Annotated in this window: 15 protein-coding genes; 7 read left to right on the top strand and 8 right to left on the bottom strand. The window is 52.3% G+C overall.

Annotated features, from left to right (window positions below):
* Positions 1–5 precede the first annotated feature (5 nt).
* The 3 genes from arsJ to NNX04_RS14875 form a co-directional block, all read right to left on the bottom strand.
* Positions 6–1202 carry an organoarsenical effux MFS transporter ArsJ gene (arsJ, locus tag NNX04_RS14885; RefSeq protein WP_261946296.1) on the bottom strand — a complete coding sequence of 399 codons (1197 nt, stop codon included), beginning with the start codon at positions 1200–1202 and terminating at the stop codon, positions 6–8.
* A 130-nt stretch (positions 1203–1332) separates the two neighbouring features.
* The gene (locus NNX04_RS14880; protein ID WP_261946295.1) at positions 1333–2355 is read right to left on the bottom strand and encodes an ArsJ-associated glyceraldehyde-3-phosphate dehydrogenase; all 1023 of its coding nucleotides are present in this window, start codon (positions 2353–2355) and stop codon (positions 1333–1335) included.
* Positions 2356–2394: 39 nt separating this feature from the next.
* Positions 2395–2739 carry a metalloregulator ArsR/SmtB family transcription factor gene (locus NNX04_RS14875; protein WP_261946294.1) on the bottom strand — a complete coding sequence of 115 codons (345 nt, stop codon included), beginning with the start codon at positions 2737–2739 and terminating at the stop codon, positions 2395–2397.
* Between the two features lie 100 nt (positions 2740–2839).
* On the opposite strand from NNX04_RS14875, the gene NNX04_RS14870 reads away from it, so the two are divergent.
* From NNX04_RS14870 to NNX04_RS14860, 3 genes are all read left to right on the top strand, one after another.
* Positions 2840–3925: an ArsO family NAD(P)H-dependent flavin-containing monooxygenase gene (locus tag NNX04_RS14870; protein WP_261946293.1), complete on the top strand. Its 1086-nt coding sequence runs from the start codon at positions 2840–2842 to the stop codon at positions 3923–3925.
* Between the two features lie 154 nt (positions 3926–4079).
* Positions 4080–5444, top strand: coding sequence for a type II toxin-antitoxin system HipA family toxin (locus NNX04_RS14865; protein ID WP_261946292.1), 1365 nt, complete (start codon positions 4080–4082; stop codon positions 5442–5444).
* A gap of 31 nt (positions 5445–5475) precedes the next feature.
* On the top strand, positions 5476–5820 hold the full coding sequence (locus NNX04_RS14860; RefSeq protein ID WP_261946291.1) for a helix-turn-helix domain-containing protein: 345 nt from the start codon (positions 5476–5478) through the stop codon (positions 5818–5820).
* Positions 5821–5824: 4 nt separating this feature from the next.
* Here NNX04_RS14860 and modC read toward each other — a convergent pair whose 3' ends face one another.
* Genes modC through modA form a run of 3 tightly spaced genes read right to left on the bottom strand, consistent with a single transcriptional unit; the run spans position 5825 to position 8349 of the window.
* Positions 5825–6898, bottom strand: coding sequence for a molybdenum ABC transporter ATP-binding protein (gene modC / locus NNX04_RS14855; RefSeq protein ID WP_261946290.1), 1074 nt, complete (start codon positions 6896–6898; stop codon positions 5825–5827).
* A gap of 1 nt (position 6899) precedes the next feature.
* A complete protein-coding gene (modB, locus tag NNX04_RS14850) occupies positions 6900–7580 on the bottom strand; it encodes a molybdate ABC transporter permease subunit (protein WP_261946289.1) in 681 nt (226 codons plus the stop codon).
* Positions 7570–8349 (bottom strand): molybdate ABC transporter substrate-binding protein, encoded by a 780-nt coding sequence (gene modA, locus NNX04_RS14845; RefSeq protein WP_261946288.1) that lies wholly within the window; start codon positions 8347–8349, stop codon positions 7570–7572. The genes modB and modA overlap by 11 nt, the downstream gene beginning before the upstream one ends.
* A 447-nt stretch (positions 8350–8796) precedes the next feature.
* On the opposite strand from modA, the gene NNX04_RS14840 reads away from it, so the two are divergent.
* From NNX04_RS14840 to NNX04_RS14825, 4 genes are all read left to right on the top strand, one after another.
* A complete protein-coding gene (locus tag NNX04_RS14840; protein ID WP_261946287.1) occupies positions 8797–10284 on the top strand; it encodes a SulP family inorganic anion transporter in 1488 nt (495 codons plus the stop codon).
* A gap of 86 nt (positions 10285–10370) precedes the next feature.
* Positions 10371–11537, top strand: a complete 1167-nt coding sequence (locus tag NNX04_RS14835; RefSeq protein ID WP_261946286.1) for a helix-turn-helix domain-containing protein — start codon at positions 10371–10373, stop codon at positions 11535–11537.
* Between the two features lie 75 nt (positions 11538–11612).
* Positions 11613–12569, top strand: a complete 957-nt coding sequence (lpxL, locus tag NNX04_RS14830) for an LpxL/LpxP family Kdo(2)-lipid IV(A) lauroyl/palmitoleoyl acyltransferase (RefSeq protein ID WP_261946285.1) — start codon at positions 11613–11615, stop codon at positions 12567–12569.
* A gap of 70 nt (positions 12570–12639) precedes the next feature.
* Entirely contained in the window at positions 12640–13335 is a 696-nt protein-coding gene (locus NNX04_RS14825; RefSeq protein WP_007639020.1) for an SDR family oxidoreductase, read from the top strand.
* Here the strand turns inward: NNX04_RS14825 and NNX04_RS14820 are convergent.
* Positions 13291–14349, bottom strand: a complete 1059-nt coding sequence (locus NNX04_RS14820; RefSeq protein ID WP_261946284.1) for a family 16 glycosylhydrolase — start codon at positions 14347–14349, stop codon at positions 13291–13293. The genes NNX04_RS14825 and NNX04_RS14820 overlap by 45 nt on opposite strands.
* Positions 14350–14466: 117 nt before the next feature.
* The gene (locus tag NNX04_RS14815) at positions 14467–15663 is read right to left on the bottom strand and encodes a carbohydrate-binding protein (protein WP_151055333.1); all 1197 of its coding nucleotides are present in this window, start codon (positions 15661–15663) and stop codon (positions 14467–14469) included.
* Positions 15664–15986 lie beyond the last annotated feature (323 nt).

Below are 15986 nucleotides of genomic sequence, written 5' to 3'. Positions count from 1 at the left end.
AAGGCCTATTGAGTATTGCGCGGTAGCGCGATGGAAATCAATGTCGTTATACCGATAAACAACGCCGCTACCCATAAACAGGCAGCCAGACCCGCTGCTTGATAAACCCAACCTGACAAGAGCGTTCCAATTAAACGCCCCAGCGCATTAGCCATGTAATAAAACCCTACATCGAGCGATACACCATCACTATTGGCATAACGCACAATCAAATAGGAATGCACCGAGGAATTAATGGCAAACACAACACCAAATAGAATCAAGCCGCCGATTAAAATTGTTGTGGCAGGTAAACCGGTCATTAATAAAAAAGCCAGACTCGCGGTTACCACAGTCAGTATTAACGCCCAGAGAAAAGCACTGTACCCAGTGGGTGGATTGCCGGTTTTGTTACGCAATAACACCGGCGCAGCGGATTGCACCAGACCATAACCAATAACCCAGCTCGCTAAAAACCCACCCGTCTGCCAAAAATCCCATTGCAATTGGCTGCTTAAAAAAACTGGCAGCGCAACGACAAACCAAATATCGCGCGCACCAAATAAAAATAACCGCGCGGCGGATAAAATATTGATCGCGCGACTTTTGGAAAATAGCTCATTAAATTTTGGTTTGTTTTTCGCTTTGCCTAGATCCTGTTGCAGCAAAATGACACTCATCAACCAAACCAATGCCAGCACAGCTGACATTAAAATGACCGCTGTATTAAAACCCACCGCGGCCAAGAGCGCGCCGCCCAGAAAAAAACCTACACCTTTCAGGGCGTTTTTAGATCCGGTAAGCAGTGCGATCCATTTAAATAACGCGCCCTGCTGATCGTCCGGCACCAATTGTTTGATCGCACTTTTAGCGCTCATTTTATTCAGATCTTTCGCAATGCCCGACAGCGCCTGCGCGCCCATCACCAAAGGTACCGATAGCCACTGACTGGGCACCGCGAGTAACGCCAGCGCGATCACCTGCAAAGCCAAACCAATATTCATGGTGCGATTCAAACCAATACGCGCGCCTAAATAACCGCCCACTAAATTAGTGACTACACCAAAAATTTCATAAAACAAAAACAGCGCCGCAATTTGCAGCGGGCTGTAACCGAGTTGGTGAAAGTGCAACACCACTAACATGCGCAGCGCGCCGTCGGTGAGGGTAAATGCCCAGTAATTGCCGGTGACTATGGCGTATTGGCGAATGGCTGTACTCATAAAATACCTATAAATTCGTCGCCTAATGCGAACCTTTAATTCCCCCTTGGCTGCGCGCCCCGTTCAAAGAGGGCCAAGGGGGATTTAACGCTGTGTGTGCTAAATTCAAATCTCCCCTAACCCCTCTTTGCTAAAGAGGGGGACTTGAAGGTGCCCATCCCACAAATTTCGCCAATTCCACCGTGCGATTGGCATAACCCCACTCGTTGTCATACCAAGCATAAATTTTCACTAGGGTATCATTCACCACCATAGTGGAAAGTGCATCCACAATCGATGACAGCGGGTTGCCACAAAAATCGCTGGATACTAATGGGCGTGTCTCGTAACCCAGAATATTTTTTAGATAGGTTTCACTCGCCTTTTTTAACAGCGCATTCACTTCTTCCACGCTGGTTGCACGGCTAACTTCAAATACGCAATCAGTCAATGAACCCGTGGCCAGCGGTACACGCACCGCATGGCCATTTAATTTACCGCGCAGCTCCGGAAATATTTCCGCAATGGCAGTCGCGGAACCGGTGCTGGTGGGAATTAAATTTGAGTGGGAGGCGCGCGCGCGGCGCAGATCTTTATGCGGCTGATCCAGAATCGATTGGGTATTGGTTAGATCGTGAATGGTGGTGATGGCGCCGTGTTTAATCCCGAGTTGTTCATGAATCACTTTTACCACCGGTGCCAAACAGTTAGTGGTGCAAGACGCAGCGGTGACTATGCGATGTGTAGCCGGATCAAACAAATGGTGATTCACCCCCATCACTACATTTAATACACCCGGCTCTTTGACCGGTGCACTCACCACGACACGTTTTACACCTTGATCCAAATAAGCTTGCAGCAATTTCACTTCGCGCATTTTGCCGCTGGCTTCAATAACCAGATCGCAAGCGCGCCAATCGGTTTCGGCGATGGTTTTATTGCGCGTAAATTTGATGGGTTTGCCATCAATATAAATGGCATTTTCATCCGCACCCGTTTCTGGTGTCCATTGGCCTTGCACCGAATCGAATTTTAATAAATGCGCAAAAGTAGCGGCATCGCCTGCCGGATCATTAATTTGTACAAATTCAAACTCCGGCCAATGCCAACTCGCGCGCAATGCCAAACGACCAATGCGACCGAAACCATTGATACCGATTTTGATTTTTTTCATGTTCTTTCTCGCAAAAATATTTATTTTGATGATGATTGTTTAACAGCAGCGGTTCGGCCGATCTTCCATTGCGCACAACCGCTGATGATTTTCTTGCAGCCAATCCTGATTAGCAGAGAGCATGGTGCTTAAAATTGTTGCTACCCAATCTGGCAATTCCGGGTGCAAACGGTAATACACCCACTGACCTTGGCGACGATCCGCCAATAAACCGGATTCACGCAACAGTGCCAAATGGCGGGAAATTTTGGGTTGGATTTCATCGAGCGCGCAGGTGAGTTCGCAGACGCACAGCTCTTTTTCGCGTGCGACCAGCAACGCAATGCGCGCGCGGGTTGGGTCAGCGAGGGTTTTACACAGGGAGTCGGGGGTAAATTCAGACATAGATCAAACTAGCCGTATATATGGTTGTGCGAATATATGGTTGTACATATATATTGGCAAGCAGAATGTTTACCGAATCAACCATTATCGGAGCGGCAACATGGATACACCGGTCATAGATTCAACCGACACAGATTCAACGGACATAGTCATCATCGGCGGCGGGCAGGCGACTTTGTCGGTCGCTTATTCTCTGCGCCGCAGCAAGTATTCCTTTGTGATGCTGGATGCCGAGCAAACGCCCGGTGGGGCTTGGCTTCATGGCTGGGACAGCCTGCGACTGTTTTCGCCATCGACCTGGAGTTCACTCTCGGGTTGGCAAATGCCGCCCACTGGCGAGACTTACCCCAGCCGCGATCAGGTGGTGGATTACCTGCGCCACTATGAAAGTCGTTATGAATTTCCGGTGCAGCGCCCGGTGTGGGTATCCGCCGTTAATAACCTTGGCGACCGGCTGGAGGTGGTGAGCGAGCACCAAGCCTGGCGCGCCCGGGTTGTTATCAGCGCGACCGGTACCTGGCGCAATCCGTTTATTCCTGCCTACCCCGGCGCTGATCTGTTTCAGGGAGCGCAACTTCACTCAGCGCACTACCAATCGCCAGCATCCTTTGCAGGGCAAAAAGTGTTGGTGGTGGGCGGCGGGAATTCGGGCGCGCAAATTCTCGCCGAAGTATCGCGCGTTGCTGACTGCACTTGGGTCACAACCAGCGAGCCGATTTTTTTGCCCGATGATGTGGACGGGCGGGTGCTCTTCCAGCGCGCCACTGATCGCTGGAAGGCAGCTCAGGAAGGGCGGGAAATAGAGCAGCCAGTGGGTGGTTTGGGCGATGTGGTAATGGTGCCGCCGGTGAAAGAGGCGCGGGAGCGGGGTGTATTACACGCGGTTCGACCGTTTACCCGCTTTACCGCCAATGGTGTCGTCTGGGCCGATGGCACTGAGTCCGCCGTGGATACCGTGATCTGGTGTACGGGATTCCGCCCTGCGCTCGCGCACTTACAGTCGCTTGGCGTGGTTAATCCAGATGGAAAAGTAGACGTTGCAGGCACCCGCTCTTTGCAGGAACCGCGCCTATGGTTGCTGGGCTATGGCGAGTGGACAGGTTTGGCCTCGGCCACCTTGATTGGTGTCGGGCGCAGTGCCCGCGCTACAGCCGAGGAGATAATCCAGTATTTGGACAGCGCTTGAGTGAGCCCGGGCGATGATGGCGCTGCTTTTTATCGATAGTTATGTGCAAAATATCGCTCATCTAATTTTTTTAGCTTAATTAAAGAGAAATATATTGCTCAAAATTGAAATTAATAACTAATATTGAGCATTATATTTCTCAAATAGGTTTTCGATGAAACTTACTCTGCAAACCTACTTGCACGGCCAATGGCGCGATGCCGCCCAGCTGACCCTGACTAATCCCGATCAAGGGCATGCGGGTGAAAGTTTATTGGGTTATCACCCGCAAGCTTATGCCTTGGAATATTTGGGGCGCGATGATTTGGCGGCCTGCTCCCTGCGCTTGCCGGTCGATTTGATGCAAACCTATCGCAGCACACCTTGGTTCGGCTTTCTTGACGACATAATGCCCGCCGGAGCCAGTCGTCGCTATTGGGTAAATCATTTGGGAATTGGCCACTTATCGCCCAATCAGCAAGATGCACAACTGCTCGCACACGGCACTATTGCGCCAGTGGGCAACCTACGTATCAAAGAATCCTTGCCAGCAATGCCCGCAGGCAGTCAATTGGCGCAGATGCGCTTTGCACTTACCGATGTGGTGGAGCGCCAAAATGATTTTCTGGAATACGCGCAAGCCATGGGTGCTGCCAGCGGTGGTGCGACGGGTGCAGGTGGTGAAGCACCCAAATTGTTGGTGCGCGCGTCGCTTGCAAATGAATCCCTGCCGCAAGACATCTGGATCGACACTTGGCAGGACGATAGCAGCAATAGGGATCAGCATTATTTAGTGAAATTTCCGCGCGGAAAACGCAGCCAGGATGACTGCGATATTTTGCGCGCGGAATATCATTACTATCACGAACTGCATGCGTTGGGCATGGATACGATTGACCTTGCATCCATGCGTCTGCTTGAGGGTGAACAATATCCTTCATTATGGTTGCCGCGTTTTGATGTGAGTTTTCACACCGGTCAGTACGAGCGCTTTGGGCTTGAATCGGTTTACTCGCTGCTAGCAAAAGCACCGGGCAGTTATTTAAATCATTTTTCAGTGGTGCGCGAATTAATCCCACTATTGCAGCAGCAATATGCAGTGCAGGAACTGGGAGAAAATTTTGATCAGGCAGCATTTGTATGTGAATGGGTTAAGCGCGATTTTCTGAATGTAATTTACGGTAATTCCGACAACCATGGCCGCAACACTGCACTTATCAAACGCCCGCAGGGAATCTGGTTATCGCCCATTTATGATTTTGCGCCCATGAAAGCCGACCCTGAAGGCGTTACACGCACCACCACTTGGGGATCACCTTACGAAGAAGCAGGGCGTTTTGATTGGCTGGCGATTGCTCATGCATTAAGTGACTTGGTTGAGCCCGAGCGAGTTATTGGCGAGCTGCGCCAATTAGCCATGCAACTCGGCGGTTTACGCGAGCGCTTGGCGGCGCGCGGGGTGCCTGCACAACTACTCGCTAAACCCACCTTTGGTTTCGATTTTCTCGATGAAAAATTAACACGCTGGCAACTAGTGTGAGCCTGTCCATGAAGAAGCGGGAAAGCATTCTATGAACGAACTCAGCCCATTGGAGCGCGAAGACTTTTTGCGTAATTGCCTGCAAGAATTGTTGCAGGGCGAAACGAGCGAGGGAAAAATTCTCACCCGGTTGCGCAAAAAAATTCTCGGTATGAACCAGAATGATTACGCCGCGCTGGTCGGTTTAAGTCGCCGCACTTTGTCAGATCTTGAAAACGACACTGGCGATCAAAGCCTGAGTGTCATCAACGCTGCGTTTAAACCTTTTGGGTTGCGACTAGGGTTGTTACCGACGCATCAGCATTTGTTGGTTGATTGTGTAAAAAATCTGCCGGAGTTAACCAGCTTGCGCAAAGTAAACGGCTTTCGTCGCTAGAAAACTACTGCAAGAGCGCGACCGATTTTATCTGCACCCAAAACGTTTTACCCACGTCGACATCGAGTGTCGCTATGGCGCGTTTGGTCAGGCGGGCGAGCAAGATGGTGTCGCCGATACGCACGCGCACCAGTGCCAAACCGGGGTGTTCATCCTCGCCTATGGCATCGATCTGGCCGGGCATTTGGTTTTGGATACTGCTGGCAGTTTGCTGTGCCGCCAAGCTGACGTCGCGCGCGAGTACCCGTACCCGCACTGAGGTGCCTACCGCTAGACCCTGATCTTTTGCCCAGAGGCTGCCACCGGCAAAATCCACCCGCGCCAGGTGCCATTCGTTATCCACAGCGCCGATAGTCGCCTCGATAATCACCCCTGCGTCTTCACCTAATTGGATCGGCAAATCGAGCCGTGAAAGGGTTTCGCCCAAATTACCGCTGGCGATGGCGCGACCGTTTTCCATCACCACCAAATGATCCGCCAGCCGCGTCAGCTCTTCGGGCGAGTGGGTGACGTAAAGTACCGGCATGTCCAGCTCGCGGTGCAGGCGCTCAAGGTAGGGAAAAATCTCCCGCTTGCGCTGCAGGTCGAGCGCGGCGAGGGGTTCATCCATCAGCAGCAAACGGGGGCTGACCGCGAGGGCGCGGGCGATGGCAACTCGCTGGCGTTCGCCGCCGGAGAGTAAATCCGGATTGCGAGTCAATAAATGGCCGATACCGAGTAGTTCGATGGCTTGATCCAAACCTGTATGTGCTGCACCGCTACTGCGCCGCATACCGTAGCGAAGGTTGTCTTGCACCGAAAGGTGGGCAAAAAGACTGGCCTCCTGAAAGACATAACCCAGCGGGCGCTTGTGGGTCGGCAGCCATTGTTGGTCGCTTTGCCAGATGTCGCCATCCACCACCAAGCGGCCCTGCGGCGCACGCTCCAGCCCGGCGATACAGCGCAACAACGTGGTTTTACCGGAGCCGGATACACCAAACAACGCGGTAACGCCGCGCCCGGGCAATTCCAGATCCACATCCAGCGCAAAGCCCGGCCATGCGAGTTGAAAGCGCGCTTGAATGTCCAGGTCACTCATCTCACACGCCTCTTACAGGGCGGAAACGGCGGCCCGCATAAATCGCCAGCAATACCACAAAGGAAAACACCAGCAGCACCAGCGCCAGCCGGTGCGCTTGGCTGTAATTTAGCGCTTCCACGTAGTCGTAAATCTGCACTGAGGCCACGCGCGTCACGCCGGGAATATTGCCGCCAATCATCAGCACTACCCCAAATTCGCCAACGGTATGGGCAAAGGTGAGGATGGAGGCAGTGATAAAACCCGGTTTCGCCAAGGGCACAGCCACGGTAAAAAAGGCATCGAACGGCGATGCGCGTAAGGTCGCCGCCACTTCCAGCGGGCGCTCGCCAATAGCCTCAAACGCGGTTTGCAGCGGCTGCACCATAAACGGCAGGGAATAAAATACCGAGGCCAACACCAGCCCCCAAAAGGTAAAGGCCAAGGGCGCGATATTGAGCGCTTCGGTCAACTGCCCCACCGGCCCGCTGGGGCCCATCGCCAACAGCAAATAAAACCCTAACACCGAGGGCGGCAATACCAGCGGCAGCGCGACAATCGCCCCGATTGGCCCCTTCCACCAGCATTTGGTGCGCGCCAACCACCAGGCGATGGGTGTGCCGATTAACAGCAGGATAAACGTGACGATTGCGGCGAGCCGCACCGTGAGCCACAGGGCTTGCAGGTCGCTGTCAGTCAGCATCTGTGTCCCCAGCCGCCGCGTCCGGCAATACAAACCCATAGCGGGTCATCACCTGGCGCGCGGGTTTGCTTTCCATGTAATCCGCAAACTGTTGCGCCAGCTCATTCTTTTCTGCGCGTTTGGTGATGATAAAACCCTGCTCAAGCGGCGCGTGTAGTTCGTCGGGAATCAGCCAATAATCACCCTTGCTCGCCAACTCCGGGTTGAGCGCCAGGGCGAGGGCGATAATGCCCACCTGCGCGTTGCCGGTTTGCACAAATTGCGCGGTGTGGGCGATGTTTTCGCCGTAGACCAGTTTGGGTTCCACCTTTTCCCACAGCCTCTGTGTGCGCAGCGCTTCTTCGGCGCGTTTGCCATAAGGTGCGTGTTTGGGATTGGCGATGGCGATGCGTTTAATGGCTGGATCGGTCAGGTGGGCCAGCGTCATCTGGCTCGCATCCTGTGTTGCGCTCCACAATACGATGCGACCCACGGCATAAGGAACCACTTCGGAGGCGGCGAATCCGGCTTTCGCCAGCAGGCGTGGGAATTCGATATCCGCCGAGAAATACAAATCAAAGGGCGCGCCCTGGCGGATTTGAGTGTGGAATTTGCCCGACGACCCGTAGATCACCTCAACCTCATCCTTGGGATGAGCTTGTTTGAACTCGACCAAGAGTTCGTCCAGCGCAAATTTCAAATCAGCGGCGGCGGCTATGGTGATTTTTTCGGCCTGTGCCAGCGGTGCCCAGGCAAGCAGTAACACTAACAACATTCGCACTCGGGACATAAACGGCGTTCCATTAAAAGGTGAATGAAGTGAGTTTATTAGCCTGCATGGACGCACAGCAACTTATTAAATCGCTCAACTGTTATATAGCGGCTGCTTGCCGGTAGGGTGCTTCATAAATGGCGATTATTAGTGGTCACTGAGCAATCGTGCGTTTTTTAACCTTGCCATACACGGCATCGGCTGGTAAGGTGCGCGCACTTTTTGATGTGAAGTTGTTGCTTATCATGATTTTGTTGCCCTCGGCGTTAACGCCGCCTTAGTTTTTCCCCTCTCCGTTGGTTTTGCATCCGGCAGCTGCTGGTGCGCGCTTTTTTGTATTTTTCCGTTTTTTTAATTAATTTGCGCTAGTGATGTCATTTTCGATCTACCTCGAAGATGGGTTTTCTATTGCCGCGCTGATTTTTAATTTCCTCTAGCCTTCGATTTTTCAATAGGTATCTCGTTATGTTAACGACAGTAAAAGAACAATGGTTTTCCAATCTACGTGGTGATTTTTTGGCAGGTCTGGTGGTTGCGCTTGCGCTGATTCCTGAAGCCATTGCCTTCTCGATTATCGCCGGTGTTGATCCCAAAGTGGGTTTGTACGCGTCGTTTTCCATGGCGGTGATTATCGCCTTTGCCGGTGGTCGCCCGGCGATGATTTCTGCTGCAACGGGCGCAATGGCGCTGTTGATGGTGACACTGGTTAAAGAGCACGGTTTGCAATATTTATTAGCGGCAACGGTATTAACCGGTGCGATTCAAATTGTTGCCGGGTTTTTGCGTTTGGGCGATTTGATGGGCTTTGTGTCGCGTTCCGTCGTCACCGGTTTCGTAAATGCCTTGGCGATTTTAATTTTTATGGCGCAGTTGCCGGAGCTGACTGATGTAACCTGGCATGTATATGCGATGACCGCTGCGGGCCTCGGCATTATCTATTTATTTCCCTATATTCCAAAAATCGGAAAAATTATTCCATCACCACTTGTTTGTATTTTAGTGCTCACCGCCATTGCGTTAATTTTTAAAATTGATATTCGCACCGTGGGCGATATGGGCGAGCTGCCCGATACCTTACCGATTTTTCTGTGGCCAGACGTGCCGCTGAATTTAGAAACCTTAATGATTATTTTGCCCTACTCAATTCCACTGGCGGCGGTAGGTTTATTAGAGTCAATGATGACTGCCACGATTGTGGATGATATGACCGATACCACCAGCGATAAAAACCGCGAATGTAAAGGCCAAGGCGTTGCTAACGTCGCCACGGGTTTGCTCGGTGGTATGGCGGGTTGTGCGATGATTGGTCAATCGGTGATTAACGTAAAATCCGGCGGCCGCACACGCTTATCTACTTTTTTGGCGGGCGCATTGCTATTAATCATGGTGGTGTTTCTAAGCGATTGGATTTCCATTATCCCGATGGCGGCGTTGGTGGCGGTGATGATTATGGTATCGATTGGTACTTTTAGCTGGGCCTCGATTCGCAACCTGAAAACACATCCACTCTCGTCGAATATTGTTATGCTCACCACCGTCACCGTTGTTGTCGCTACGCACAACTTGGCCTACGGTGTATTTATTGGCGTGCTGATGGCAGCGATGTTTTTCGCCAACAAAATTGGCCATTACATGGCAGTCACCTCTGAGTTGAATGAAGATGGCAGTGAGCGCACTTATCAAGTATTTGGTGAAGTTTTTTTCCGCTCGGCAGATATGTTTGTACGCGGTTTTGATCTGAAAGAAAAACTGCCCAAAGTCACCATCGATTTAACCCACGCACATTTTTGGGATATCACATCAGTCGCGGCGTTGGACAAAGTAGTGTTGAAATTCCGCAAAGAAGGTGTAGAAGTAAATGTAATCAATATGAACAAAGCCACTACCACTATCGTGGACAATTTTGGCGTTCACCATAAACCGGAAGAAGTCGTGCAGGTGATGGGGCATTAATCTATCGAGTTTGGCGGAGTTATTCAGTGATAACTCCGCCTGCTAGACTGCATTCACTAACAATATAAAGATACTTACACCATCTTATGAAAACACCCATTTTTAATATTCACGATTTAATCCTCGTACTCACCCTGGCGGTGTGTGTGCTGCTGGTGATTTTCCAGTGGCTACTGTCCAAACAAAAAGCGGTGGCGTCGCAGTTGTTATCGGGGTTTTTTGTGTGCGTGGGTGCCAGTGCGCTGTGCAATATGGTGTTGTGGAATGACTATATTCACTCGCACAGTGAGCTGGCCAAAATAACGCTGGCGCTCGGGTTGGTGACAACCTTGGTGGGTAAAAGTGTGTTTTTGTATTTGTATGTGGTGGCAATTACGCGGGCGAATTTTTCACTGCGCGCAAAAGATGCACTGCATTTATTGAATTTAGTGGCGGTAGTGGGCTTGGTATTGTGGGGCGAGTTGGATAGCGACCGCTTACGTTTTGTGCCTAATGCACACAATGAATTTTCTGCCCGGCTTGCCAATTATTTATGGCATTACCTGAAGTTTTTACCGGTCGCTTATGCCTTTGCCGCCGTGCTGGAAATTTATCGCTACAAACAACAACTGAAAGAATTTTATTCGAGTCTGAGTTTGCAGGGGCCTTATTGGTTGTTGTTGCTCACTTTGGGTTTTGCGCTCAATTGGTTGTGGTCACTCATCGTGCATCTACTCGGGCAGAGCGTGAGTTTTGCGATCGCTGATAGTTTTGGCATCTTCGATAATTACATTACCTTTTTGTTGGTGAACGCACTTTTTGTATATAGCCTGCTCTACGCCCACGAGTTGCTGCTGACACGGGAATCGCCCGGCACCAAAGAGCCACAAGTGATTGCGGCACCCTCGCCGGAAGCGATTGCGCGCATTCGCACCACCATGGAAAGCCAGCAACTGTATTTAACGCAGAATTTAACCATTGAAGATTTTGCGCGGCAGGTGGGCATTCACTACCGCGAGGTTTCGAGCATTATCAATAGTGAATTCAACACCAATTTTTTTGAATTTGTGAATGGTTATCGGGTAGAGCGCGCCAAGCAAATGCTGCTTGATCCAGCGTTTGCGCATTTGAATATTCTGGATATTTTGCTCGAGTCGGGTTTTAACAGTAAGTCGTCTTTCCATCGCTTTTTTAAACGCTATACCGGAGTCTCTGCAGCGGAATTTCGCAAGCAGGGAGGAGTGCCCCAAGCTCCGGCAGAGGGCGCCGAATAATCACCTGCAGGGGACGCTGTAGGTTGAGGTTGTTATAATCGGCCGCCGCACCCCATCGCAAGAGAGAAATACCACTTGGACAAGTCACAGTTACCTCGCTTTCACCGCCGCTTTTTGCTGCCACGCTTCTGGCCAACCTGGTTGGTGTTGGGCTTTTTCTGGCTAATTGCCCAGTTGCCGGTTCAGGCGAACCAGTTTATTGGCCGCGGCTTGGGGCTATTGTTTTACTACCTGGCCAAGTCGCGCCGACGCTATGCGGAAATCAATATTGCACTTTGTTTTCCAGAGCTGGATGCAGCAGCACAAGCCAAAATGGTGCGCGGTACGTTGGTGGCTACCGGGCTGAGTATTACGGAGACCGCGATTGGGCTCTGGGGCCAGGCGGACAAAATGCGCAATCGTTATGAGATTAGCGGGTTGGAGCACATTGCCGAGGCACAGGCGCAAGGCAAGGGCGTGCTGTTGTGCGGCAGTCACTTGACCACCATTGATATCAGCGGCCGCATTATGGCCTACCACATAGATGCCGATGTGCTCTATCGCGCTGACCCTAACCCCTTGATGGCCTACGCCATAGCCAAGGCGCGCTCGCGGGTAAATGGCTCGGCCATCAATCGCGATGACACCCGCCAGTTAATCAAGAGCCTGCGTCAAGGGCGGATTGTTTGGTATGCGCCGGATCAGGACTATGGCCGCAACCACAGTGTATTTGTGCCATTTTTCGGGGTACCGGCCGCGACAGTGGTGGCGACATCGCGTATTGCCAAACTTTCCGGGTGCGCGGTGATTCCATTTTTTTGTTTCCGTGAACCCGGTGGTCGCTATCGGTTGGAAATTCAGCCAGCATTGGAAAATTATCCCAGTGGCGACGATATTGCGGACGCCACACGTATCAACCTAATTTTGGAACAGGCGATTCGTCAGGCGCCGGAGCAATACCTGTGGGTACATCGCCGCTTCAAAACCCGCCCCGAGGGCGAAGCCAGTTTTTATCCACCCAAGAAAAAGCGCGGCTCGCGCCCTAAACTTTAAGGCGGCGGGCGCAGTTAAGCCCGCTACAATCGAGCCGGTTACCATCAAAGCAACGTTAAGGAATTAGACGATGAACATCAAAGATGCAGTTGTATTAATCACCGGAGCCAATCGCGGTATTGGATTGGAATTTGCCCGCGCCGCCCTGGCGCGCGGTGCCCGCAAGGTGTACGCCACCGCCCGCGACCCGCACTCTATCCCACTCGACGGGGTCATCAAACTCAAGCTGGATGTCACGAGCGACGATGATGTCGCGCGCATCGCCGCACAATGCCCCGATGTCACCCTGTTGATCAACAATGCCGGTGTCGCCCGTTTTGGCAGCTTTCTCGCCAATAACAGCGAGGCCAGTTGCGCCGAGCACTTTGACACCAATTTTTACGGCCCCCTGCGCCTGTGCAAAGCCTTTGCGCCGCTGCTCGCCGGTCATGGCGGCGGGGCGATTATCAATGTGTTGTCGCTGGTGAGTTGGTACGCGCCGGTGGAGTTTTCACCTTATTCGGCGAGTAAATCGGCCGCCTGGGCGCTGACCAACAGCTTGCGCCTGGAATTGCGCGGGCAGAATACCCAGGTGATGGCGCTGCATATGGGTTATGTGGATACCGACATGACGGCCAAAATTGATGCGCCCAAAACCCCCGCGGCGCTGATAGTGCAGCGCACCTTCGAGGGTTTGGAGGCGGGTGAAGAGGAAGTATTAGCGGATGAAATGACGCTGAACTTAAAGCGCAATATGAATGCGCCGCGCCCGGCCTATCTGGATTAATAACCGCAGCAGCAACAACCCGGCGAGCATGGCCAACCACAGGCCATGCATCGCACCGCCGCCTCCACTACCAGAATTACTGCCCGTCGCCGCGTTGGAACTGGCGGCAGCCGAACTGATTGCGGCAGCCGATGACGACGACAGCGCCGTTGAACTGGCAGCTTCGCTGCTCTGCGCGGCACTCGTTTCCGAACTGCTGCTTTGCGCCACACTGCTCTGGGCGAGACTGCTGCTGGCAACGGAACTACTGCTGGCAGGTGCACTGGAGCTGCTGACCACCTCGTTATCCGCTGGCGGTGTACCGCTGAAACCCAGCGCCGCGTCGGTGGTCATCGCCAGCACCAGAATGCCGTCTTTTACCACCACATTTTCCGGTGCAAAATCCACCCGGTTGGTATCAAAACTCCAGTTCGCCTTGCCCCAGCGGCTGCTATCAAAGCTGTTAAAGTCGTCGCGCCAACCGCCTTCAAAGGTTTTGGTGGTGGCGTTGTAGGCTTGGTAATCGATGTAATTAATAAATTGGTATACCGGCAGAATGCTGGGGTCCCAGGGGCCAACCCACTCCGCCGATTCCGACGACCAGAGGTTAAAACGCAGGCTTTGCGCATTGGTCAGGCTGGTCACGGTGCTGGTGCCGGTAATGCGGCGCACTTCCACCCCGTCCAGAAACCAGGCGACATAATCCGGCGTCCACTCCAGCACATAGGTGTGATAAGCATCGCCCAGAGATTGCGTCAGGCTGTGCACCTGCTCAACATGAAGCGTGGGGCGCGAGCTGCCCAGAATAATATTGCTCTGCCACTCGGTGGCGTTGTTTTTGCCAAAGACCTCAATGTCGATTTCCTCCCAAAAGGTATTACCCACTTCCGAACCATTTTTGTAGGTAAAGAAGGTGGATAAAATCCCGCTTCCCTTCGCTACCTGCATACGCATTTCAAAACGGCCGTACAAAACGCTGTCATTGGAGTAGATTTCCGCACCTTTGTAAGCTTTGGCACTGGCAAGATTCGCCATTATCGCCACCGTTACAGTTAACAATGCACAGAAGAAACGACACATAACACAGACCTCATCAAGACAAAAAAGGGGTTGGCAACCAGCAGCGGCACGCCAACCCCGAGGGGAGAAAACCTAGATTTTAGTAAGCTTGAGCCAATCGATATTAAACCCACCGCTGTTGGCGTAAATCGCCAAACTCTGTACCCCGGCGGTCAGGTAAATATTGTGGGAGATGGTTTGATAAGTACCCCAACCGCCGGTATTGGGCACGCTAATGGTGCCTAAGCCTACGCCGTTGCGATCCAGCGTGAACTGCGCGGTGGTGAGCGCCGAGGCGACACGGTATTCAACCTTGTAAGTCCCGGTTTGCGGGATATTCACATTGTTGTATTTGAACCATTCACCGGCATCGATATAACCCACGGTGCCGCCCGATACAGTCACGCTGCCGCCGACTTCGTTAAAGTTTTCCGCCTGAATAGTGATAGAGGTAGCGGGGGCGCTGCTACTGCTGCCACTTCCACCGCCAGTGCCGCCATCGGCCGGCGGTGTACCGGTATAACCGGTCTGGCCTTCGCGGGTCAGGGCCAATACCAAAATGCCGTTTTTAACGACGACGTTATTGGGGTCAAAATCCGCCAGGTTTTCGCCAAAAGTCCAGTTGGCTTTGTTCCAGCGGTTGGTATCGAAACTGTTGAAGTCGTCGCGCCAACCCGTGCCAAAACTATTGGTAGAGGCATTCCAGGGTTTGTATTCGATGTAATTCACAAACTGGTACACCGGCAGGATGCTGTCATTCCAAGGGCCGACCCACTCGGCAATATTGGCCGCCCAGAGGTTAAAACGCAGGTCTTGCGGGCTGGTCAGGCTGGTCACAAACTGGCCACCATTGATGCGGCGCACTTGCGTGCCGTTGACAAACCAGGCGATGTAACTGGGGGTCCACTCCAGCACATAGGTGTTGTAACCATCGCCCAGCGAATAGGGCATGGTGTGTACCCCTTCGGTTTTGGTGGTGGGGCGATTGGTGCCAATAATCACATTGCTCTGCCACTGGGTAGCGTTGTTTTTGCCGAAGATCTCGATATCGATCTCTTCCCAAAAAGTGCCCGGCTGCTCCGAACCGTTTTTGTAGGTGAAAAAAGTAGACAATACCCCGCTGCCTTTGGCGACGCGCATGCGCATCTCATAGCGGCCGTATTTGTAGGTTTGCTTGGAGTAGATTTCCGCCGCCTTGTAAGGCTTGGCAGTGGCGGCGCTGGTAATGCTAACGCCGATCAGGGTGGCGAGCGCAAAGAGCACGCCGGTATAGCGATTAATAGAGAACATAGCGAGTACCTTTATCGTTAATTATTAGAGGCATAATGAGTAACGCTGAGGGTGAGTAACCGACGTGGCAGTAAACTTTCACCCGACCTACCACAGCCTCATCTTTGCTAAAAAAAGGCACTCCCGTGCATCAGTTTGCGCAGAAAACCTGAAGTGGTGATAAGTATTTAAGGTCATGCCCACGCACGCGGGGATCTATAAGGTAGTTTGCAGGGGAGCTGGATACCTGCGTTCGCAGGTATGACGATAAATTGTATTAAGTTAGCTGCAACTTTTCCGCCGCAAACCCGTAGTTGGGATTAAGCACAATAATTGAGGATGCA

It is taken from the genome of Cellvibrio sp. QJXJ (genome assembly GCF_024452345.1).
GTDB lineage: Bacteria > Pseudomonadota > Gammaproteobacteria > Pseudomonadales > Cellvibrionaceae > Cellvibrio.
This window is presented reverse-complemented; position numbering and strand designations above follow the sequence as displayed.